This is a genomic window from Oceanicella sp. (genome assembly GCF_056449545.1).
Genome location: NZ_JBWOMN010000041.1, coordinates 1 through 20,515, shown reverse-complemented (window position 1 = coordinate 20,515; position 20,515 = coordinate 1). Strand labels below are relative to the sequence as shown.

General features: G+C 68.3%; 19 protein-coding genes. 18 read left to right on the top strand and 1 reads right to left on the bottom strand.

The window, feature by feature from the left end; all coding sequences use genetic code 11:
* The first annotated feature begins 75 nt into the window (after nt 1–75).
* The 5 genes from AC1HC7_RS06455 (at nt 76) to AC1HC7_RS06435 (ending at nt 5,303) form a co-directional block, all read left to right on the top strand.
* Nucleotides 76–1,026: an ABC transporter permease gene (locus AC1HC7_RS06455; RefSeq protein WP_479496444.1), complete on the top strand. Its 951-nt coding sequence runs from the start codon at nt 76–78 to the stop codon at nt 1,024–1,026.
* A 12-nt stretch (nt 1,027–1,038) separates the two neighbouring features.
* The gene (locus AC1HC7_RS06450) at nt 1,039–2,205 is read left to right on the top strand and encodes an ABC transporter permease (RefSeq protein ID WP_479498805.1); all 1,167 of its coding nucleotides are present in this window, start codon (nt 1,039–1,041) and stop codon (nt 2,203–2,205) included.
* 7 nt (nt 2,206–2,212) lie between these two features.
* Nucleotides 2,213–4,324, top strand: coding sequence for a dipeptide ABC transporter ATP-binding protein (locus tag AC1HC7_RS06445; RefSeq protein ID WP_479496371.1), 2,112 nt, complete (start codon nt 2,213–2,215; stop codon nt 4,322–4,324).
* A 36-nt stretch (nt 4,325–4,360) separates the two neighbouring features.
* A complete protein-coding gene (locus AC1HC7_RS06440; protein WP_479498804.1) occupies nt 4,361–4,564 on the top strand; it encodes a hypothetical protein in 204 nt (67 codons plus the stop codon).
* A 67-nt stretch (nt 4,565–4,631) separates the two neighbouring features.
* Entirely contained in the window at nt 4,632–5,303 is a 672-nt protein-coding gene (locus AC1HC7_RS06435; RefSeq protein WP_479496369.1) for a hypothetical protein, read from the top strand.
* A gap of 21 nt (nt 5,304–5,324) precedes the next feature.
* Here AC1HC7_RS06435 and AC1HC7_RS06430 read toward each other — a convergent pair whose 3' ends face one another.
* Nucleotides 5,325–6,167 carry a MurR/RpiR family transcriptional regulator gene (locus tag AC1HC7_RS06430; protein WP_479496368.1) on the bottom strand — a complete coding sequence of 281 codons (843 nt, stop codon included), beginning with the start codon at nt 6,165–6,167 and terminating at the stop codon, nt 5,325–5,327.
* Between the two features lie 89 nt (nt 6,168–6,256).
* On the opposite strand from AC1HC7_RS06430, the gene AC1HC7_RS06425 reads away from it, so the two are divergent.
* The 13 genes from AC1HC7_RS06425 to AC1HC7_RS06365 form a co-directional block, all read left to right on the top strand.
* Nucleotides 6,257–7,072 (top strand): sugar phosphate isomerase/epimerase family protein, encoded by an 816-nt coding sequence (locus AC1HC7_RS06425; protein WP_479496367.1) that lies wholly within the window; start codon nt 6,257–6,259, stop codon nt 7,070–7,072.
* Between the two features lie 82 nt (nt 7,073–7,154).
* Complete coding sequence (locus tag AC1HC7_RS06420; RefSeq protein ID WP_479496366.1) at nt 7,155–8,081, top strand: sugar ABC transporter substrate-binding protein; 927 nt, start codon at nt 7,155–7,157, stop codon at nt 8,079–8,081.
* A gap of 106 nt (nt 8,082–8,187) precedes the next feature.
* Entirely contained in the window at nt 8,188–9,303 is a 1,116-nt protein-coding gene (locus AC1HC7_RS06415) for an ABC transporter permease (RefSeq protein ID WP_479498803.1), read from the top strand.
* A gap of 82 nt (nt 9,304–9,385) precedes the next feature.
* Nucleotides 9,386–10,144, top strand: coding sequence for an ATP-binding cassette domain-containing protein (locus tag AC1HC7_RS06410; RefSeq protein WP_479496443.1), 759 nt, complete (start codon nt 9,386–9,388; stop codon nt 10,142–10,144).
* Nucleotides 10,144–12,069 carry a bifunctional 5-dehydro-2-deoxygluconokinase/5-dehydro-2-deoxyphosphogluconate aldolase gene (locus AC1HC7_RS06405; RefSeq protein WP_479498802.1) on the top strand — a complete coding sequence of 642 codons (1,926 nt, stop codon included), beginning with the start codon at nt 10,144–10,146 and terminating at the stop codon, nt 12,067–12,069. Before AC1HC7_RS06410 ends, AC1HC7_RS06405 begins: the two co-directional genes overlap by 1 nt.
* A complete protein-coding gene (gene iolD, locus AC1HC7_RS06400; protein ID WP_479498801.1) occupies nt 12,066–13,928 on the top strand; it encodes a 3D-(3,5/4)-trihydroxycyclohexane-1,2-dione acylhydrolase (decyclizing) in 1,863 nt (620 codons plus the stop codon). The genes AC1HC7_RS06405 and iolD overlap by 4 nt, the downstream gene beginning before the upstream one ends.
* Nucleotides 13,929–13,941: 13 nt before the next feature.
* On the top strand, nt 13,942–14,865 hold the full coding sequence (iolE, locus tag AC1HC7_RS06395; RefSeq protein ID WP_479498800.1) for a myo-inosose-2 dehydratase: 924 nt from the start codon (nt 13,942–13,944) through the stop codon (nt 14,863–14,865).
* A complete protein-coding gene (iolB, locus tag AC1HC7_RS06390; protein ID WP_479498799.1) occupies nt 14,858–15,670 on the top strand; it encodes a 5-deoxy-glucuronate isomerase in 813 nt (270 codons plus the stop codon). The genes iolE and iolB overlap by 8 nt, the downstream gene beginning before the upstream one ends.
* Before the next feature lie 19 nt (nt 15,671–15,689).
* Entirely contained in the window at nt 15,690–16,679 is a 990-nt protein-coding gene (iolG, locus tag AC1HC7_RS06385; RefSeq protein ID WP_479496360.1) for an inositol 2-dehydrogenase, read from the top strand.
* Nucleotides 16,680–16,690: 11 nt separating this feature from the next.
* On the top strand, nt 16,691–17,812 hold the full coding sequence (locus tag AC1HC7_RS06380) for a Gfo/Idh/MocA family protein (RefSeq protein WP_479498798.1): 1,122 nt from the start codon (nt 16,691–16,693) through the stop codon (nt 17,810–17,812).
* Between the two features lie 83 nt (nt 17,813–17,895).
* Nucleotides 17,896–18,525, top strand: coding sequence for a dihydroxyacetone kinase subunit DhaL (gene dhaL, locus AC1HC7_RS06375; protein ID WP_479496358.1), 630 nt, complete (start codon nt 17,896–17,898; stop codon nt 18,523–18,525).
* Between the two features lie 36 nt (nt 18,526–18,561).
* Complete coding sequence (gene dhaK, locus AC1HC7_RS06370) at nt 18,562–19,554, top strand: dihydroxyacetone kinase subunit DhaK (RefSeq protein WP_479496357.1); 993 nt, start codon at nt 18,562–18,564, stop codon at nt 19,552–19,554.
* Between the two features lie 171 nt (nt 19,555–19,725).
* The coding region (locus AC1HC7_RS06365) for a DUF2189 domain-containing protein (RefSeq protein WP_479496356.1) at nt 19,726–20,515 on the top strand (790 nt) is incomplete at its 3' end.

Sequence of the window (20,515 nt, the reverse complement as noted above, 5' to 3'; positions counted from 1 at the left end):
GCCGCGCCGTTGGCGGCGAGGGCGGGCGCGGGGCGGCGCATGCGCGGATCCGGGGCCAACCAGTCGGGAAAACTCATGCTGTCCTTCATCGTCAAGCGCATCGGGGTGATGATCCTGACCGCGATCTGCCTCACCTTCGTGGTGTTCTTCCTGACCAATCTCGAACCCAATCTCGAGAAACTGGCCAAGGAACAGACCAACATGCGCATCGACGACGCGGCGGTGGAGTCCTGGCTGGAGAAGAACGGCTACCGCCGCCCGCTGGTCCTGCGCTACGGCGAATGGCTCGGCGGCGTGATCACCGGCGATCTGGGCCAGTCCACGCGCTTTGGCAAGCCGGTGGCCGGCATCGTCGGCGAGCGTCTCGGCTACACCGGCAAGCTGATGTTCTGGGTGATGCTGGTGATGGTGCCCTCGGCGCTGCTGCTGGGGGTGCTGGCGGGGATGCGCGAGGGCTCGCTGACCGACCGGACCCTGTCCACGGTGGCGATCACCACCACCGCGACGCCGGAATACGTGTCCGGCGTGATCTTCACGGTGATCTTCGCGTCCTCGATCGTCGGGCTGAAATGGCTGAAGGGCTCGGCCACCTCGGCCACCGAGGAGATCACCATCGCCAATTTCACCCTGCCGGTGATGACCATGGCGATCTACGGCATGGGCTACGTGGCGCGCATGACCCGGGCCTCCATGGCCGAGGTGATGACCGCGCAATACATCCGCACCGCGCGGCTCAAGGGCGTGAGCTTTCGCGCCATCGTCATCCGCCACGCGCTGCGCAACGCGCTGATCGCGCCGTTCACGGTGATCATGCTGCAATTTCCCTGGCTGCTCACCGGCGTGGTGATCGTCGAGACCCTGTTCAACTACAAGGGCTTCGGCTGGCTGCTGGTGGAGGCGGCGGGCAACAACGACATCCAGCTGCTGCTCAGCTGTTCGGTGGTGGCGGTGGTGGTGGTGCTGCTCACGCAACTGATATCGGATATCGGCTACGTCTTTCTCAATCCGCGCATTCGCGTCAAATAGGGAGCGCGGATCATGGAGCAGCTGAGCTGGCTGGAGATTTTCGCGGGCATCTTCCTGCGCCTGACCCCGGTGTGGGTCGTCCTGGCGCTGATCTTCGCCGCGTCGATGGCTTTCCGGCGCCGATTGGGGCTGTATGGCAAGCTGTTCGATTCGAATGTCGGCATGATCGGGCTGGGACTGGTGCTGTTCTGGGTGCTGGCCGCGGTCTTCGCCGATCAGGTCGCGCCTTTCGATCCGCTGGCGCAGATATCCGGGCTGAAGAACAAGAAGCCCGGCTGGTTCGTGCCCAACCTCGATGACAATGCGGCGCTGCATTACTACCTGCTGGGCGGCGACAACCTGGCCCGCGACGTGTTCAGCCGCATGATCTACGGCTCGCGCACCGTGCTGTCGATCGCCCCGGCGGCGACGCTGTTCGCCTTCATGGTCGGCATCACGCTCGGCCTTCCCGCGGGGTATTTCTCGGGCAAGTGGGACACGTTCCTGAGCTTCCTGTCCAACCTGGTGCTGGCCTTCCCGGTGATCCTGCTGTTCTACCTGCTGGTGACCCCGGAGATCCGCGAGACCGGCGTGCCCACGGTGATGGCGGCGGTGCTGTTCATCTTTCCGGTGATCTTCTTCGGGCTGCTGTTCTGGTCGCGCTTCACCACGCAGCCGCGCAAGCTCGTGGTCTATCTGTCGGTCACCGCGGCGCTCGGCCTGTGGATGTATTCGGGGCTGGCCTTCAACGCCGACCCCACCGGCGTGTTTTCCATGGATTCCAACCTGCTCAACATCTTCGTGTCCGTGGTGTTCGTGAATTCGCCCACGGTGTTTCGCATCGTCCGCGGCCTGACGCTCGACATCAAGTCCCGCGACTACGTGGCCGCCGCGCCGACGCGCGGCGCACGCCCCTGGTACATCATGCTGTGGGAAATCCTGCCCAATGTGCGCGGGCCGCTGATCGTCGATTTCTGCCTGCGCCTGGGCTACACCGCCATCTTGCTGGGCACGCTGGGCTTTTTCGGCCTCGGGGTCAGTCCCGAAAGCCCCGACTGGGGCATGACCATCAACGAGGGGCGCAAGCTGCTCACCATCTATCCGCACCCCGCCCTGCCCCCGGCCATCGCGCTGATGAGCCTGGTGCTGGGGCTCAACCTGCTGGCCGACGGCCTGCGCGAACAGTCGCTGAAGGATTGAGGCCGCCATGACCAGCACCGCGCGCTCCAACGACCATGACGGCCCGCTGCTCGAAATCGACAACCTGTCGATCTCGTTCTTCACCCGCGCCGGGGAAATTCCGGCGGTGATGGATTTTTCCTGCACGGTGATGCCGGGCGAGGCCATGGGGCTGGTGGGCGAAAGCGGCTGCGGCAAATCCACCGTGGCGCTCGGGGTGATGATGGATCTCGGGGTCAACGGCCGCATCACCGGCGGCTCGATCAAGTTCAAGGGCCGGGATCTGTCGCGCATGTCGCCGCGCGAATTGCAGGCGCTGCGCGGGTCCGAAATCGCCATGATCTATCAGGAGCCCATGGCCTCGCTGAACCCCGCCATGAAGGTCGGCGCTCAGCTCATGGAGGTGCCGATGATCCACGAAGGCGCCTCGGCGGCGCAGGCGCGCAAGCTGGCGCTGGAGGTGGTCGACTCCGTGCGCCTCCCCGACCCCGCGCGCATCCTGAAATCATTTCCCCACCAGCTGTCCGGCGGCCAGCAGCAGCGCATCGTCATCGCCATGGCGCTGATGTCCAAGCCCTCGCTGCTGCTGCTCGACGAACCGACCACCGCGCTCGACGTCACCGTCGAGGCCGGGATCGTCGATCTGGTCAAGGATCTGGGCGAGAAATTCGGCACCTCCATGCTGTTCATCAGTCACAATCTGGGGCTGGTGCTCGACACCTGCGACCGGCTTTGCGTGATGTATTCGGGCGAGGCGGTGGAAACCGGCTCCATCGAAGAGGTCTTCGACCACATGCGCCACCCCTACACCCAGGGGTTGTTCCGCTCGATCCCGCTGCCCGGCGCCGACAAGAACGCCCGCCCCCTGATCGCCATCCCCGGCCAGTTCCCCCTGCCCCACGAACGCCCGTCGGGCTGCAATTTCGGCCCGCGCTGCGACTATTTCGAAGCCGGACGCTGCGATGCGCACCCCATCCCCATGCTGCCCCTGCCCGAACGCGACCGCCACGACACCCGCTGCCTGCGCTGGCGGGAAATCGATTGGGAGGCCGGCCCGCCGCGCGCCGAGGACCAGCCCCCGGTCGAACCCGGCGCCGTGGTGCTGAAGGTGGAGAACCTGAAAAAGCACTACGAGGTCTCGGCCAACGCCATGTTCGGCGGCGGCGAGACCCGCGTGGTCAAGGCCAACGAGACCCTCAGCTTCGAGGCCCGCGAGGCCGAGACCCTCGCCATCGTCGGCGAAAGCGGCTGCGGCAAGTCCACGCTGGCCAAGGTGCTGTTGGGGCTGGAGACCGCAACCGACGGGACCATCGCCTTGCGCAACGCCGAAATCGGCCAGATCGACATCGAGCACCGCGACGTCAAGACCATCGCCTCGATCCAGATGGTGTTCCAGAACCCCTTTGACACCCTGAACCCTTCTCACACCATCGGCGGGCAACTTGTTCGCGTGCTTGAAAAATTCGGCGTTGGCACGGATCAGAAAGACCGCGAGCGAAAAATGCTGGACCTGCTCGACGTGGTGAAGCTGCCGCGCGAATTCGCCACCCGCATGCCGCGCCAGCTGTCCGGCGGCCAGAAACAGCGCATCGGCATCGCCCGCGCCTTCGCCGGCGACGCGCAGGTGGTGGTGGCGGATGAACCGGTCTCGGCGCTTGACGTGTCGGTGCAGGCCGCGGTCACCGACCTGCTGATGGAGATCCAGCGCGAACGCCGCACCACCATGCTGTTCATCAGCCATGATCTCAGCATCGTCCGCTATCTGTCTGATCGCGTTATGGTCATGTATCTCGGGCATGTCGTCGAAATCGGCTCCACCGACCAGGTGTTCTCGCCCCCCTACCACCCCTACACCGAAGCGCTGCTGTCGGCGGTGCCCATCGCCGACACCTCGGTGAGAAAGAAGAAGATCGTGCTCGAAGGCGACATCCCCTCGGCGATGAACCCGCCCTCCGGCTGCCCGTTCCAGACCCGCTGCCAACACAAGCGCGAGGTCCCCGACAACCTTTGCGAACGCGAATTGCCGCCCATGCGCGACCTCGCCGCCGGCCACCAGTTCAAATGCCATCTGGCGCAGGACGCGCTCGACCGCATGACCCCGGTCATCGAACTGGGGCGACCCGTCGCGCCTGCGTCCTGAAACCGGCGACGGCCCGAGTCGCTGGATCGACCCTGAATGTTCGGCGCACCGCCTGCGCCTGGCATTGTCGGATATCGACGCGACGCATCACGTCGTGCGGCGCTGCAGCGGAAAAACGCCAAGATCCTGCTTTCGAAATTCGCCCGCGCCGGCATGATCGCCGCCTGTCACCGCAACGATTTCGACGCCGACGCCGATCCAGAGGGCTTGGAGACGCGAAGCGCCCCACGCCGGCGTTAAGCTTAACGGCATTTTAAGCTGGAGGGCGCAGGCTCCCCCGGATCGACATATCCAGAGGAGACCCTTCATGCCGCTTCGCCCCGTTCTCGCCGCGCTGTGTCTCCTGCTGTCGAGCCTCGGCGCCCGCGCCACCATCATCACCACCTATTACGGCGACGACGACGGTTTCGGCGTCGGCGCCTTTGCCAGCGGCACGGTGATCAACCCGGTGAACTCCCATTCCGACTTCGACGTGCTCGGCACCGATCTGCGGCTGATCGGCACCGGCTACGCCGCGCCGCCCTTTCTCACCGACGAGGCCTTCACGCCGTTCTCGCTCGGCGGGCTGGTGGTGACCGGGGCCAAACTGACCCTGCGCATGGGCGCCTTCGACGCGGGTCCGAATCCGGTGGACGGGCCGAACCGCATCCTGCTCGACGGGCTGGAAGTCGATCCCGGCTTTCTCAACGGCTTCAACAAGGCGCAGAATTTCAACAAGGTGCAGGTGCGCTCCGTCGATCTGCCCACGGCCTTCTTCCCGCTGTTCAGCGACGGTTTCGTCAGTCTCGACGGCACCCGCATCAGCAATGATTTCAGCTCCGGCAGCTTCCAGATCGACATGTTCCGGCTCGATATCGAAGCGGTCGCCCCGCCGCCGCCGCCGCCGCCGGCCACGGTGCCGGCGCCCGCCGCCGCGCCGCTGCTCGCCGGCGCGCTGATCCTGCTCGCCGGGGCCGCGCAGCTGTCGCGCAACCGTTGAACCCGCGCGGCATCGGAAACCTCAGGTCTTGGCCAGTTTCTGGCCGATGGCCACCGCCAGCGCCGTGCTCAGGCACATGGTGGCCGCCAGCGAACGGAACGCGCCGATCTCCGCGTCCTGAACATGCAGCACCTCCGAGGACAGCGCGCTGAGCGGCGACAGCGTGGTGTCGGTGATCGAGATCACCGCGCAGCCCACCTGCTGCGCGGCGCGCGCGAAGTCCACCGCCTCCTGCGCATAGGGGTGAAAGCTCGCCACCAGCAGCGCGTCGCCCGGGTCGATGCGCGTCACGCAATCGCTCAGCACCCCGCCCAGATTGTCGAGCAGCACGCAGCGCCGCCCCATCTTGCCAAAGGTGTAATACAGGTAGCTCGCCACGGGAAACGAGCGCCGCAACCCCAGCAGATGCACCACCTTGGCGCGCGCCAGCACATCCACCGCCCGCCCCAGCGCCGCGCCGTCGATCTCGGCCAGCGACCGGTCCAGCGCCGCATGGGCGCTGGCCGCCAGCCCGGCGAGGATGGCGTCGGGCGCGTCGAGATGCGCCGCGCGCATCCGCCGCAGCCGCCCCTCATAGCTTTGTCCGCGCCCCAGAAGGTTGTCCTTCAGCAGCGCCTGCATCTCGGAAAACCCTGAAAACCCCAACGATTGCGCGAAACGCACCAGCGTCGAGGGCTGCACCTCCGCCGCCAGCGCGATCTCGCCCGTGGTGCCGAGCGCCGTCTGATCCGGGTTGTCGAGCACGAAGCGCGCGCATTGCAGCAGCCGCTTGGGCATGCGCTCGGAAGACGCGGTGATCCGGGCTTTCAGGGCGGCGAAATCCGACGGGGGCCGGTCATCCCCGGCTGCGCGCTCATTGTTCATGGCGCACAGGTAAATCAACCATTGCGAATCCGCAACGCTTGCGCTATTTGGAATAAATATTCCATTTAATAGACAATGGGTCACAAATTGTGAAACACCCCATCGGCTGCTGCACCTGGATTTTCGGCGACGCGCCGCTGTCTGACATCGCGCGTCGCGCCGCGGCCGCCGGGCTTGACGGCGTGGAGCTGCTCGGCGATTGGCGCGCCGTCCCGCCCGACGCCGCGCGCGACATCCTCGGCGCCGAGGGGCTGGCGATCTATTCGCTCACCCCCATGGCCGCCGACATCTCCCATCCCGACCCGAAGATCCGCGCCGCCGGGCTCGACCATTATCGCGGGTTGGCGGATTACGCCGCGGCGCTCGGCGCGCCGATGTTTTCGTGCCATGGCGAAGTGGGGCGGGTGCGCCCGGTGACCACCCAGGCCGAGGAGGACGCGCTGCTGGTCGAATCGCTCGCCCGGATCTGCGGGTTCGCCGCCGATTCCGGGCTGCTGGTGGCGCTGGAGCTGCTCAACCGCTACGAATCCCACCAGGCGCGCAGCGTCGCCGAGGGCCTGGCGCTGCGCCAGAAGACCGCCGCGCCCAATCTGCGCCTGCTGCCCGACGCCTATCACATGAACATCGAGGAATCCGACCCCGCCGCCGCGCTCGAAACCTGCGGCGCGGCGCTCGGGCTCTACCACGCCGCCGATTCCAACCGCGGCGGCGTTGGCGACGGGCACACGGATTTTTCCGCCCAGATCGCCGCGCTCGACGCCATCGGCTATCATGGCCCCATCGTGCTGGAGCCGACCGCCCCGGGCCCGGACCCCTTCGCGCCCGACAAGGGCGCGGGGTTTCGCGACGCGGTGTCGGCGCAACTGGCGCGCAGCGCCGGGCGGCTGCGCGATTTCAGCCCCTGACCCCCCGGCCCAGGCCGCCCAACGGGTCGCAGAACCCGAACGACAACAGACCACCACCCCAACCAACCTCTCGGAGGATTCCATGAATTCACTTCTCAGAACCGCCCTCGCCGCCGCGGCGATCAGCCTCGCGCCCATGGCGCAAGCCGCCGAAATCATCGTCGTGTCCCACGGCCAGGCCAACGACCCGTTCTGGTCGGTGGTCAAGAACGGCGTCGACAAGGCGGCCAGTGACACCGGCGCCACGGTGTCCTACCGCGCGCCGGAAACCTTCGACATGGTGGCCATGAGCCAGCTCATCGACGCGGCCGTCAACCAGGAGCCCGACGGGCTGGTGGTCTCGATCCCCGACGCCGACGCGCTCGGCCCGTCGATCCAGCGCGCCGTGGCCGCCGGCATCCCGGTGATCTCGATGAATTCCGGCTCCGACGTGTCCAGGGGGCTCGGCGCGCTGCTGCATGTGGGCCAGGACGAATTCGACGCCGGCAAGGCGGCGGGCGAAAAGCTCGCGGCGATGGGCGGCAAGAAAGGCGTCTGCGTCAATCAGGAGGTCGGCAACGTGGCGCTCGACCTGCGCTGCGCCGGTTTCACCGAGGGCTTCGGCGGCCCGGTCACCGTGCTGCCCTCGGGCAACGACCCGGCCGAGATCCAGGCCAAGGTCAGCGCCGCGTTGCAGTCGGATCCCGACATCGACACCGTGCTGGCGCTGGGCGCGGCCACCGCCGGCGAACCCTCGGTGGCCGCGGTCAAGGCCTCGGGGCGCGGCGGCGAGGTCAATGTCGCGACCTTCGACATGTCCGCGGGGTTCCTTGAATCCGTGGTCGCCGGCGACGCGGCCTTCGCCATCGACCAGCAGCAGTTCCTGCAGGGCTACCTGCCGGTGGTGTTTCTGGCGCTGAACGCCGAATACGGGCTGATCCCCGGCGGCGACGTGGCCTCGGGCCCCAACCTGATCACCGCTGACAAGGCGGCGCAGGTGGTGGAGCTGTCCGCCAAGGGCATCCGCTGAGCCCCTGATACTGGCGGGGCGGGGGCAATCGCCCCGCCCCCCCCGATCCCGCCCCCCCGATCCCGCCCCGCGATCCGAAACACCGAAACAACCACCGGAGGCGAAGATGCCCAGCGACGCCACGCCTGCCAGCCCCGAGATCGACGAGCGCATCCGCGACGTGTCGCTGATGTCCCGGCTGATGAAACGCCCCGAGCTGGGGGCCGTCGCCGGGCTGATCATCGTCACCGTCTTCTTCGCGGCGACGGCGAATTCCAACATGTTCACCCTCGCCGGGATCATGAATTTCATGACCCCCGCGGCGCAGCTCGGCATCCTTGCCATCGGCGCGGCGATGCTGATGATCGGCGGCGAATTCGACCTGTCCGTGGGGTCCATGGTGGCCTTCGCCGGGCTGATCTTCGGGGCCGCCGTGGTCACCTTCGCCATTCCGCTGGTCCTCGCCATCCCGTTGACGCTGGCGGCGGCGGCGCTGTTCGGCTTCATCAACGCCCAGATCGTCATCCGCACCGGGCTGCCGTCCTTCATCGTCACCCTGGCCTTCCTGTTCGTGCTGCGCGGGGCCTCGCTGGTGGGGCTGAAGCAGGCGACGGGCGGGTCCACCCAGCTGCGCGGCGTGCGCGGCGCGGTCGAGGGCGACTGGCTCGCCGGCGCCTTCAGCGGCGAGGCCTTCACGCCGCTGTTCTCCTGGCTGGCGAGCGCCGGGCTGATCGACACCTTCAAGAACGGCAATCCGAAAGTCACCGGCGTGCCCATGGAGATCCTGTGGTTTCTCGCCATCACCGCCGCCGCGACCTGGGTGCTGCTGCGCACGCCCATGGGCAACTGGATTTTCGCCTCTGGCGGCGACGCCACCGCCGCCTCCAATTCCGGCGTGCCGGTGAAGCGGGTCAAGACCGGGCTGTTCATGTTCACCGCCTGCTGCGCGGCGCTGGTGGCGATCATCACCGTGCTTGACAGCGGATCGACCGACGCGCGGCGCGGCTTCCAGAAGGAATTCGAGGCCATCATCGCCGCGGTGATCGGCGGCTGCCTGCTGACGGGCGGCTACGGGTCGGCGATCGGGGCGTTCTTCGGGGCCATCATCTTCGGCATGGTGCTGATCGGGCTCAGTTACACGCCCATCGACCAGGACTGGTATCTGGTGTTCCTCGGGGCCATGCTGCTGCTGGCGGTGATGTTCAACAACATGATCCGCAAGCGCGTGACGGGGGAGCGTTGACATGACCGACACGACCCAGACCCCCGGCCAGACCCCCGGCCAGACCCCCGGCAAGACCCCCGGCAAGACCCCGATCGTCGACATGCGCGACATCGCCAAGCATTTCGGCAACGTCATCGCGCTGTCGGGCGTGTCCTTCGACGTGCGCGCCGGCGAATGCCACTGCCTGCTCGGCGACAACGGGGCCGGCAAATCCACCTTCATCAAGACCATGTCGGGGGTGCACAAGCCCTCCTCCGGCCAGCTGTTCGTCGAGGGCCGCGAGGTGCATTTCGATCGCCCCCGCGACGCCATGGCCGCCGGCATCGCCACGGTCTACCAGGATCTCGCGATGATCCCGCTGATGTCGGTGACCCGCAATTTCTGGATGGGGCGCGAACCCACCAAGGGGCGCGGGCTGCTGAAACGCTTCGACGCCAGGCGCGCCGGCGAGGTGACCATGGCCGAAATGGCCCGCATGGGCATCCATCTGCGCGAACCCGACCAGGCGGTGGGCACCCTGTCGGGCGGCGAGCGCCAGACCGTCGCCATCGCCCGCGCGGTGTATTTCGGGGCCAAGGTGCTGATCCTCGACGAACCCACTTCGGCGCTCGGCGTGCGCCAGACCGCCAATGTGCTCGCCACCATCGACCGGGTGCGCAAGAACGGCATCGGCGTGGTGTTCATCACCCATAACGTGCGCCACGCCATGGCCGTGGGCGACCGTTTCACCGTGCTCAACCGCGGCAAGACGCTGGGCACCGCCGAACGCGGCGCCATCACCGCCGAGCAATTGCAGGACATGATGGCCGGCGGTCAGGAAATGGCCTCGCTGGAAGGCTCGCTGGGGGGCACGGTGTGATGGATGCGCTCGACGTGATCACCATCGGGCGCTCGTCTGTGGATCTGTATGGCGCGCAGGTCGGCGGGCGGCTCGAGGACATGGCGAGCTTTTCCAAATACATCGGCGGCTCGCCCACCAACATGGCCGCCGGGACCGCCCGCCTGGGGCTGAAATCGGCGCTGATCACCCGGGTCGGCGACGAGCCCATGGGCCGCTTCATCCGCGAGACCCTCGCCGCCGAGGGCGTCGACGTGACCGGCGTCAGGACCGACCCCGAGCGGCTCACCGCGCTGGTGCTGCTGGGCATCCGCGACCAGCAGAATTTTCCGCTGATCTTCTACCGGGAAAACTGCGCCGACATGGCGCTTTGCGACTCCGACATCGACCCCGCCTTCATCGCCCGCGCCCGCTGCGTCACCGCCACCGGCACCCACCTGTCGCACCCGCAAGTCGAATCCGCGACCCTGAAGGCGCTGCGGCTGGCGCGCGAAAACGGCGCGCGCACCGCGCTCGACATCGATTACCGGCCCAATCTCTGGGGCCTGTCGGGGCATGACGACGGCGACAACCGGTTCATCGAATCCGCCCGGGTGACGGAAAAACTGCAAGCCACCCTGCCGCTGTTCGACCTGATCGTCGGCACCGAGGAGGAGTTCCACATCGCCGGCGGCGCCGCGGACACCATCGCCGCCCTGCGCAACGTGCGCGCGCTGACCGACGCGACGCTGGTCTGCAAGCGCGGCCCCATGGGCGCCGCCGCCTTCGCCGGCGCCATCCCCGACAGTCTCGACGAAGGCCTCTCCGGCCCCGGCTTTCCCATCGAGGTCTTCAACGTGCTCGGCGCCGGGGACGGCTTCATGTCGGGCCTGCTGCGCGGCTGGCTGCGCGACGAAAGCTGGGAAACCAGCCTCACCTACGCCAATGCCTGCGGGGCGCTGGCGGTGTCGCGCCATGGCTGCGCCCCGGCCTATCCAAGCTGGGCGGAGCTTGAGTTTTTCCTCGCCCGCGGCGTGCCCGAACCGGCGCTGCGCAAGGATCGCGCGCTGGAACAGGCGCACTGGGCCACCACGCGGCGCGGCGCCTGGCCGCAGATGCGGGTGTTCGCCTTCGACCACCGCATCCAGCTCGAACAGCTCGCCGACGCGGTCGGCGCCCCCCATGCCCGGATCGGCGATTTCAAGCTCCTGTGCCTTGAAGCCGCGCGGCTGGTGGCGCAGGGCCGTCCCGGCTACGGCATCCTCTGCGACGGGCGGCTGGGACGCGCGGCGCTGCATCGCGCCGCCGGAACCGGGCTGTGGATCGGCCGCCCGGTGGAACGCCCCGGCGCGTTTCCGCTGGAACTGGAACCCGAGCTTGGCCTCGACTACGGCACGGCGCTCACCGAATGGCCGCTGGAAAACGTCGTGAAGCTGCTTTGCTGCCACCACCCCGACGACGCCCCGGACATCGCCGCGGCGCAGGAAGCGACGGTGATGCGCGTGGCCGAGGCCGCCCGGCGCAACCGTCTTGAATTTCTTCTGGAAATCATCCCCTCGCGCAACGGGCCGGTGGATGACGACACTGCCGCGCGGGTGATCCGGCGCTATTACGACCTTGGCGTTTTCCCCGACTGGTGGAAACTCGAGCCCATGAAGACCGAGGCCGCCTGGGCCAACGCCGCCGCCGCCATCGCCGCCAACGACCCCCATTGCCGGGGGGTTGTGGTGCTGGGGCTCGACGCGCCGGCCCAAGATCTCGCCGCCAGCTTCGCCATCGCCGCGCGCTTTGACGCGGTGAAAGGCTTCGCCGTCGGGCGCACCATCTTCGCCGGCCCGGCGCGCGACTGGCTGGCGGGCGAGATCGACGACGCGCAGGCCGTGGACCGCATGGCGGAGAAATTCCGCGCGCTGTGCGATATCTGGGACCAGGCGCGCAGGCGCCGCAAGAAGGAGCAGGCGGCATGACCCGGCCCGCGACCCCCACCCGAAAGACCATCCGCCTCACCGCCGCGCAGGCGATGATCCGCTACCTCGCCAACCAGATGAACGAGGACGGCGACCGCTTCCTCGCCGGCTGCTGGGCGATCTTCGGCCATGGCAACGTCGCCGGGCTGGGCGAGGCGCTGCACGGCGCCGGCGATGATTTCCCCACCTGGCGCGGCCACAACGAACAGACCATGGCCCACGCCGCCATCGCCTATGCCAAGGCGCTGAACCGGCGACGCGCGATGATGGTCACCAGTTCCATCGGCCCGGGCGCCGTCAACATGGCGACCGCCGCCGCCGTGGCCCATGTCAACCGCCTGCCGCTGCTGCTGGTCCCGGCGGACGTGTTCGCCTCGCGCCTGCCCGACCCGGTGCTCCAGCAGGTCGAGGATTTTTCCGACGCCACGATCACCGCCAATGACTGCTTCCGCCCGGTCAGCCGCTATTTCGACCGCATCACGCGCCCCGAACAGCTGCTCGCCGCCCTGCCCCGCGCCATGGCGACGCTGAGCGACCCGGCGACGTGCGGCCCGGTGACGCTGGCATTCTGCCAGGACGTGCAGACCGAGGCGTTTGACTGGCCCGAAAGCTTCTTCGCCCCGCGGGTCTGGCGCCCCCGCCGCCCGCGCGCCGATCTCGGCGAACTCGGCGCGGCGGTCGCGGCGATCCGATCCGCGAAAGCCCCGCTGATCGTCGCGGGCGGCGGCGTGCATTATTCGCGGGCCTGCGAGGCCTTGCGCGCCTTCGCCGAGAAACACGCGATCCCGGTGGCCGAAACGCAAGCCGGCAAGTCGGCGCTGCCATGGGATCATCCCCTGAACCTCGGCTCCATCGGCGTCACCGGGTCGAGCAGCGCCAACGCGGTGGCCGAAACCGCCGATCTGGTGATCGGACTCGGCACGCGTTTTCAAGACTTTACCACCGGAAGCTGGTCGCTGTTCCAGAACCCGGAGCGAAAGATCCTCGGGATCAACATCGCCGGTTTCGACGCCCGCAAGCGCGGCGCCCTGCCGCTGATCGCCGACGCCAGATCGGCGCTCGAAGACCTTGACGCGGCCCTTGGCGACACCGCGTTCGCGCCCCCCGACCCGGGCCTGAAATCGGCGTGGATCGCCGCCGTCGACGCCGCCACCGCGCCCCCCGACGATCCCCATTCCAACGCCTTGCCCAGCGACGCGCAGGTGATCGGCGCGGTGCAGCGGGCCATGGGCGACGACGCCGTGCTGCTTGGCGCCGCGGGCGGGCTGCCGGGCGAATTGCACAAGCTGTGGAAGACCGCGCGGCCCAACGGCTACCACATGGAATACGGGTTTTCCTGCATGGGCTACGAGATCGCCGGCGCGCTTGGCGCGGCCATGGCCTTGCCCGATCGCGAGATCGTGGCGATGCTCGGCGACGGGTCCTACATGATGGCCAATTCGGAACTGGCGACCAGCGTCATGCTGGGCCTGAAGATCATCGTGGTGATCCTCGACAATCGCGGTTTCGGCTGCATCAACCGCCTGCAGATGGCCACCGGCGGCGAAAGCTTCAACAACCTGCTCGACACCGCCCGCCACGAAACGCCGTCCGCGATAGATTTCGCCGCCCATGCCGCGTCGATGGGCGCGATCGCCGAGAAGGTCGCCACGATCGCCGAGCTTGAATCGGCGCTCGCCCGCGCCCGCGCCGCCACGCGCAGCTGCGCCATCGTCATCGACACCGACCCGCTCGCCGCCACCGAGGCCGGCGGCCATTGGTGGGACGTGGCGGTGCCCGAGATTTCGCCTCGCGCGCAGGTGAAGGCCGCCCGCGAAGCCTACGAACAACATACGAAAACCCGGCAGGACGCGGGCTGACAGGACAATGCCGATGATCCTTTACGGAACCAACCCCATCGCCTGGTCCAACGATGACGACCAGCGTCTCGGCGCCGACATCCCGCTGGAAACCTGCCTGCGCGAGGCCGGCGAGATCGGCTTTGACGGCATCGAGAAGGGCCACAAGATGCCCGCCGACCCGGCGGCCCTGAAAGCCGCCCTGGCCCCGCATGGGCTGCGCTTCGTGTCGGGCTGGCATTCGCTGAACCTGCTGACGCAAAGCGTCGAGGCGGAAAAACGGGCGATCCAGCCGCATCTGGACCTGCTGAAAGCCATGGGCTGCAAGGTCTGCATCGTCTGCGAGACCTCGAACGCCATCCATGGCAAGGATGACATTCCGCTTGAACAAAGCCCTGCATTGCCCGAAAACCAATGGCAAACCTTCGGCGCCGCCATGGATGAAATCGCCCGCCACTGCGCAGCCGAGGGCCTGACGCTGGTCTATCATCACCACATGGGCACCATCGTCGAGACCCCCGACGAGATCGACGCCTTCATGGCCGCGACCGGGCCGGAAACGAAACTGCTGCTCGACACCGGCCATTGCTGGATGGGCGGCGGCGATCCGGGCGAACTGGCGCGCAGATACATGCCCCGCACCGCCCATATCCACGCCAAGAACGTGCGCCCGGCGATCCGCGATCAGGTCATGGCCGAAAAGCTCTCCTTCCTCGAAGGCGTGCGCCGGGGCATGTTCACCGTGCCCGGCGACCCCGAGGGCGGCGTCGAATTCGCGCCGGTGCTGCGCATCGCCGCCGAACACGGCTATCAGGGCTGGCTGGTGATCGAGGCCGAACAGGACCCCGCCATCCGCAACCCCGGGGACTATCAGCGCCTCGGGTTGGCGCGCCTCGCCGCCATGGCCCGCGAAGCCGGCCTCGACGCCGGCGCAAATCCGGAGACCCCCAATGCCTGACCTGCTGCGCAAACCCGCCGGGACCGCCGGACGGATTCACCACATCACCCCCGAAAACGCCGGCTGGGGCTATGTGGGCTTCGCCCTGCACCGCCTGAAACCGGGCGAAAGCGTCGCCGAATCCACCGGTGACCGCGAGGTCATCCTGGTGCTGGTCGAGGGCAAGGCGAATATCGCCGCCACCGGCCCCGCCCCGGTGGATTTCGGCGAACGCGGCGAGCGCATGGACGTTTTCGAACGCACCAGGCCCCATTGCGTCTACATCCCCGACCATGCCGGCTGGCGCGCCACCGCCACCACCGCCTGCACGCTCGCCGTGTGCTCGGCGCCCGGCAAGGGCGGCCACGCGGCGCGCATCCTCGACGACTTGGCCCTGGAGACCCGCGGCAAGGGCGCCAACACCCGTTACATTCACCCCATCGCCATGGAGGAGAGCGACGTCGCCGACAGCCTGCTGGTCACCGAGGTGTTCACGCCGGCGGGCAACTGGTCCTCCTACCCGCCGCACCGTCATGACGAGGACGACTTTCCGCGCATGACCTGTCTGGAGGAAACCTACTACCACCGCCTGAACCCCGCCCAGGGCTTCGGATTTCAGCGGGTGTTCACCGAGGACGGCGCGCTGGACGAAACCATGGCCGTCGCCGATCACGACGTGGTGCTGGTCCCCAGGGGCCACCACCCCTGCGGCGCGCCCTATGGCTACGAGATGTATTACCTCAACGTCATGGCCGGACCGCTGCGCAAATGGCGGTTTCAGAACCACCCCGACCACAACTGGATCGCCGAGCGCGACGCAACCTGACCCCATGGGAACCCCCGACATGCTTCGTTTTGGATTGCTCGGCGCCGGGCGCATCGGCCAGACCCATGCCCGCGCCGTGAAGGACCTGCAAGGCGCGCGGCTCGACGCCGTGTTCGACCCCGTTGACGCCGCCGCCGACAAGGTGGCCGCGCTGACCGGCGCGCGCCGCGCCTCGGTCGATGCGATCATGGCCGACGACGCCATCGACGCGGTGATCATCGCCACCCCCACCGATCTGCACGCCGAGCAGATCGAACAGGCGGCGCGCGCCGGCAAGGCCGTGTTCTGCGAAAAGCCCATCCATCTCGACGCCGCGCGGGTGCGCGACTGCCTCGCGGTGGTCGCCCAAGCCAACGCCCCGCTGATGGTCGGCTTCAACCGCCGCTTCGACCCGAATTTCGCCGCCCTGCAGGCGAAAATCGCCGAGGGCGCCATCGGCGAGGTGGAAATGGTGCAGATCACCTCGCGCGACCCCTCGCCGCCGCCGCTCGACTACATCGCGCGCTCCGGCGGGCTGTTCCGCGACATGATGATCCATGATTTCGACATGGCCCGTTTCCTGCTGGGCGAGGAGATCGCCGAGGTCACGGCCACCGGCGCCGCGCTCGTCGATCCCGCCATCGGCGCGGCCGGCGACATCGACAGCGCCGTCGCCACCCTGCGCACGGCTAGCGGGCGCATGGCTGTGATCACGAATTCCCGGCGCGCCAGCTACGGCTACGACCAGCGCGCCGAAATCCACGGCTCTCGCGGCATGGCCAGCGCCGAGAACCTGCGCCCCTCCACCGTCACCGTGGCCACCGGGGCCGGCTACCTCGCGGATCCGCTGCTGGATTTCTTCATGGAGCGCTACGCCACCGCCTATCGCGACGAACTGGCGCATTTCGTGGCCTGCGTCGCGGCGGGCGAGGCCCCGCGCCCCGGCGGCGCCGACGGGCTGGCGGCGCTGGTCCTGGCCGACGCGGCGCTTGAATCCATGCGCACCGGGCGCAGCGTGCGGCTCGTCTGAAAGGCAACGTCATGACCAAGACGCTGGGCGTGGCGCTGATCGGCGCCGGTTTCATGGGCAAGTCCCACGCGCTCGCCTACAACGCCGTGCAGCCGGTGTTCGGCGACGTTCCCAAACCGCGGCTCGAAATCCTCTGCGACCAGCCGCTGGCGCGCGCCCGGACCATGGCCGCGCAATTCGGTTTCGCGCGCGCCGGCGACGACTGGCGCGCGGCGATCAACGATCCGCGCGTTGACGTGGTGTCGATCACCACCCCCAACAAGCTGCATCGCGACATGGCGCTGGCCGCCGCCGCCGCCAAAAAGCACATCTGGTGCGAAAAGCCGCTGGCCCTGACGCTGGCCGACGCCGCAAGCATGGCCGCGGCGGCGAAGGCGGCGGGACTCGTCTCGATGATCGGCTACAACTACACCCGCAACCCCGCCTTCCTCCACGCCCGAAACCTGCTGGCGGAGGGCGCCATCGGCCGCCCGCTGCATTTTCGCGGCGCCGTGGACGAGGATTATCAGGCCGACCCCGACACCCCCTGGACCTGGCGGTGCCGCAAATCCGAGGCCGGGCTCGGCGCGCTCGGCGATCTCGGCTGCCATCTGGTCAGCCTCGCCTGCGCCCTGCTCGGCCCCGTCGACAGCCTCGTCGCCGACATGCAGACCGTCCATGCGACGCGCCCGAAACCCGAGGGCGGGCGCGGCGCGGTGGAAAACGAAGACATCGCCAGCGCATTGGTGCGGTTCTCCAGCGGCGTGCAGGGCGTGCTGGTCACGTCGCGCGTCGCGTGGGGGCGCAAGAACCGCCTCGGCTTCGAACTGCATGGCGACAAGGGCATGATCGTCTATGATCAGGAACGCATGAACGAATTGCAGATCTATCGCAACGAAGGCCCGAAATCCCAACAGGGCTTCAAGACCATCCTCACCGGCCCGGAGCACCCGCCATTCGCCGCCTTCGTGCCCGCGCCCGGGCACGGGCTGGGGTTTCAGGACCAGAAAACCATCGAGGCCCGGGATTTCCTGCGCGCCGCCGCCGGCCTGGGCGCGGTCGACACCGACATCCAGGCCGCCCTGCATTACGAACGCGTCATCCACGCCATCGCCGAGGCCGCGCAAACCGGCGCGCGGGTGACGATCTCCTGACGCGCCGCGAACCTCGTTGACAAGGCTTGCCCCCCTGCGCTCATCTGGCGCCCCGATCGCCAGCCAGCAGCCGAGGAGCCGCCATGTCCACCCAAACCATCCTGATCTGCGCCAAGGCCGCCCGCGACGCGCTGATCGCCGCGGAATCGGACATCGAGAGCCTGGACCGCGCCATCGGCGACGGCGATCATTTTCACAACGTCAAGCGCGGGGCCGACACGCTGATCGCGCTGGCCCCCGACATCGCCGACAAGCCCGCCGATCAGGCGCTGAAAGCCATCGGCATGAAGCTGCTCAGCACCATCGGCGGCGCCTCCGGCCCGCTGATCTCCAGCTTTTTCCTCGCCGCCGCCAGGACCCCCGGCGCCGGCGATGACTGGACCGCCGCGCAGGTGGCGGCGATGGTCTCGGACGGCGTCGCGGCGATCCAGAAACGCGGCAAGGCCGAACTCGGCGACAAGACCATGCTCGACGTGCTGATCCCGGTGGCCGAGACCCTGCGCGCCGGCGCCGCCGCCGGCGACGACCCCGCGACCCTGCGCGCGAAGATCAACGCCGCCGCAGAGGCCGGCGTCGAGGCCACCCGCAACATCCGCGCCGCCAAAGGCCGCGCGGCGTTTCTGGGCGAGCGCGCCATCGGCCATATCGACCCCGGCGCCATGTCGTCCATGGTGATGATCCGCGCTGTCTGCGCCGCAAGCGCGCCCCGGTAACGCATTGAAAAGAACCGCCACAGGGAGACCGAGACAATGAAAAAGCTCATCAACGCCGTGGATGACGTGCTCGCCGAAAGCCTTCATGGCTTTGGCGCCGCGCATCACGACATCGTCGAAATTTCCCACGATCCGAAATTCATCGCCCGCAAGGGCGGGGCGGTCAAAGGCAAGGTGGCGCTGATCTCCGGCGGCGGATCGGGGCATGAACCCATGCATGGCGGTTTTGTCGGCATGGGGATGCTCGACGCCGCCTGCCCCGGCGAGGTGTTCACCTCGCCCACCCCCGACCAGATGCTGGCGGCGGCCGAGGCCGTGGATGGCGGCGCCGGGGTGCTGTGGATCGTCAAGAACTACGCCGGCGACATCATGAATTTCGAAATGGCCGCCGAAATGCATGACGGCCCGTCCGAAACCGTGCTCACCAATGACGACGTGGCGGTGGAAAGCTCGCTGCATTCCCAGGGGCGGCGCGGCGTGGCGGCGACGGTGATCCTCGAAAAGATGGTCGGCGCGGCGGCGGAACGCGGCGACGACCTCGCCGCGTGCAAGGCGCTCGGGTCGCGCATCAGCGCCGCGTCGGGCTCCATGGGCGTGGCGCTGACCTCCTGCACCGTGCCCGCCGCCGGGCGCCCCACCTTCGACATCGGCGAGGCCGAGATGGAGATGGGCGTCGGCATCCATGGCGAACCCGGGCGCCGGCGCGTCGGTCTCGCCTCCGCCGACGCCATCGCCGAGGAGCTGGTCGAGGCCATCTGCGCATCGCTGGGCGCGGGCGCGGGCGAGGACATGCTGCTGCTGGTCAACGGCATGGGCGGCACCCCGCTGATGGAACTGTATCTGATGTTCGAGGCGGCGCGCCGCGCCTGCGAGGCCCGCGGCCTGAAGGTCGCGCGCTCGCTGGTGGGCAATTACTGCACCTCGCTCGACATGGCCGGCTGCTCGGTGACGCTGACCCGGCTCGACGATGAACTGACGCGGCTGTGGGACGCCCCCGCGCACACCGCGGCGATCCGTCAGGGGGTCTGATCCCATTGCGTCACCCTTTGCGCCAAGGGGGGGCCGGGACATGAAAACAGCATCGTGTGCGGGGTTGATCGGGCGCGATCGCCCGCCGGTGTAGACTGGTTGCGCAAGGCCCGAAGGGGCGCGCCCCCCATGCGTTCCCCGGAAACGGGCGGTTTGGGAAGGCGCGCAATCATGGATGTCACGGCCCCGCAAAGCCTGTCGCAAGACCCGATCCCCACCTTCGCCGTCCGACGGCTGGAATTCCGCGACCTCACGGCGGCGATGCGCGCCGGCTTCGGCGATTTCCTCGCCAAGCCCAGCCATAACTTCTTTCTGGCGCTGATCTATCCGGTGATCGGCGCGGCGCTGGTGGCGGCGACCTCCGGCGGCGCGCTGCTGCCGCTGGTCTTCCCGCTGCTGGCGGGGTTCGCGCTGATCGGCCCCATCGCCGCGGTCGGGCTGTTCGAACTGTCGCGCCGCCGCGAACTGGGCGAGGACCCCACATGGCGCGACGCGCTGGCGGTGCTGCGCGGCCCGTCGCTGGTCCCGATCCTGACCATCGCCGGGGCGCTGCTGGCGATCTTCGTCGCCTGGCTGGCCACCGCCTGGGCGATCCACGGCGCGATCATGGGCCCCGAGGCCCCCAGCTCGATCCGCGCCTTCCTGGCGGGCATCTACAATGCCCCCGAGGGTCTGACCCTGATCCTGGTCGGCAACGGCGCCGGCATGATCTTCGCCATCCTCGCCATGTCGATCAGCGTGTTCTCGCTGCCGCTGCTGCTCGACGGGGAACGCCGGGCCTCGGTGGCGGCGGCCACCTCGGTGAAGGCGGTGGCCGCCAATCCGGCGGTGATGGCGGGCTGGGGGGTCCTGGTCGCGGGCACGCTGACCATCGCCGCGCTGCCGGCCTTCATCGGCCTCGCCGTGGCGCTGCCGGTGCTGGCCCACGCCACCTGGCGCCTGTATCGCCGCGCCATCGTCA

Excerpts from the sequence above, each read along its gene's own strand:
- AC1HC7_RS06415 (WP_479498803.1), top strand. The coding sequence starts at position 8,188 with ATGCCCAGCGACGCCACGCCTGCCAGCCCCGAGATCGACGAGCGCATC.
- AC1HC7_RS06380 (WP_479498798.1), top strand. The coding sequence starts at position 16,691 with ATGACCAAGACGCTGGGCGTGGCGCTGATCGGCGCCGGTTTCATGGGC.
- iolD (WP_479498801.1), top strand. The coding sequence starts at position 12,066 with ATGACCCGGCCCGCGACCCCCACCCGAAAGACCATCCGCCTCACCGCC.
- iolE (WP_479498800.1), top strand. The coding sequence starts at position 13,942 with ATGATCCTTTACGGAACCAACCCCATCGCCTGGTCCAACGATGACGAC.
- AC1HC7_RS06430 (WP_479496368.1), bottom strand. The coding sequence starts at position 6,167 with ATGAACAATGAGCGCGCAGCCGGGGATGACCGGCCCCCGTCGGATTTC.
- iolG (WP_479496360.1), top strand. The coding sequence starts at position 15,690 with ATGCTTCGTTTTGGATTGCTCGGCGCCGGGCGCATCGGCCAGACCCAT.
- AC1HC7_RS06445 (WP_479496371.1), top strand. The coding sequence starts at position 2,213 with ATGACCAGCACCGCGCGCTCCAACGACCATGACGGCCCGCTGCTCGAA.
- AC1HC7_RS06435 (WP_479496369.1), top strand. The coding sequence starts at position 4,632 with ATGCCGCTTCGCCCCGTTCTCGCCGCGCTGTGTCTCCTGCTGTCGAGC.
- AC1HC7_RS06455 (WP_479496444.1), top strand. The coding sequence starts at position 76 with ATGCTGTCCTTCATCGTCAAGCGCATCGGGGTGATGATCCTGACCGCG.
- dhaL (WP_479496358.1), top strand. The coding sequence starts at position 17,896 with ATGTCCACCCAAACCATCCTGATCTGCGCCAAGGCCGCCCGCGACGCG.
- AC1HC7_RS06410 (WP_479496443.1), top strand. The coding sequence starts at position 9,386 with ATGCGCGACATCGCCAAGCATTTCGGCAACGTCATCGCGCTGTCGGGC.
- iolB (WP_479498799.1), top strand. The coding sequence starts at position 14,858 with ATGCCTGACCTGCTGCGCAAACCCGCCGGGACCGCCGGACGGATTCAC.
- AC1HC7_RS06440 (WP_479498804.1), top strand. The coding sequence starts at position 4,361 with ATGTTCGGCGCACCGCCTGCGCCTGGCATTGTCGGATATCGACGCGAC.
- AC1HC7_RS06420 (WP_479496366.1), top strand. The coding sequence starts at position 7,155 with ATGAATTCACTTCTCAGAACCGCCCTCGCCGCCGCGGCGATCAGCCTC.
- AC1HC7_RS06405 (WP_479498802.1), top strand. The coding sequence starts at position 10,144 with ATGGATGCGCTCGACGTGATCACCATCGGGCGCTCGTCTGTGGATCTG.
- dhaK (WP_479496357.1), top strand. The coding sequence starts at position 18,562 with ATGAAAAAGCTCATCAACGCCGTGGATGACGTGCTCGCCGAAAGCCTT.
- AC1HC7_RS06450 (WP_479498805.1), top strand. The coding sequence starts at position 1,039 with ATGGAGCAGCTGAGCTGGCTGGAGATTTTCGCGGGCATCTTCCTGCGC.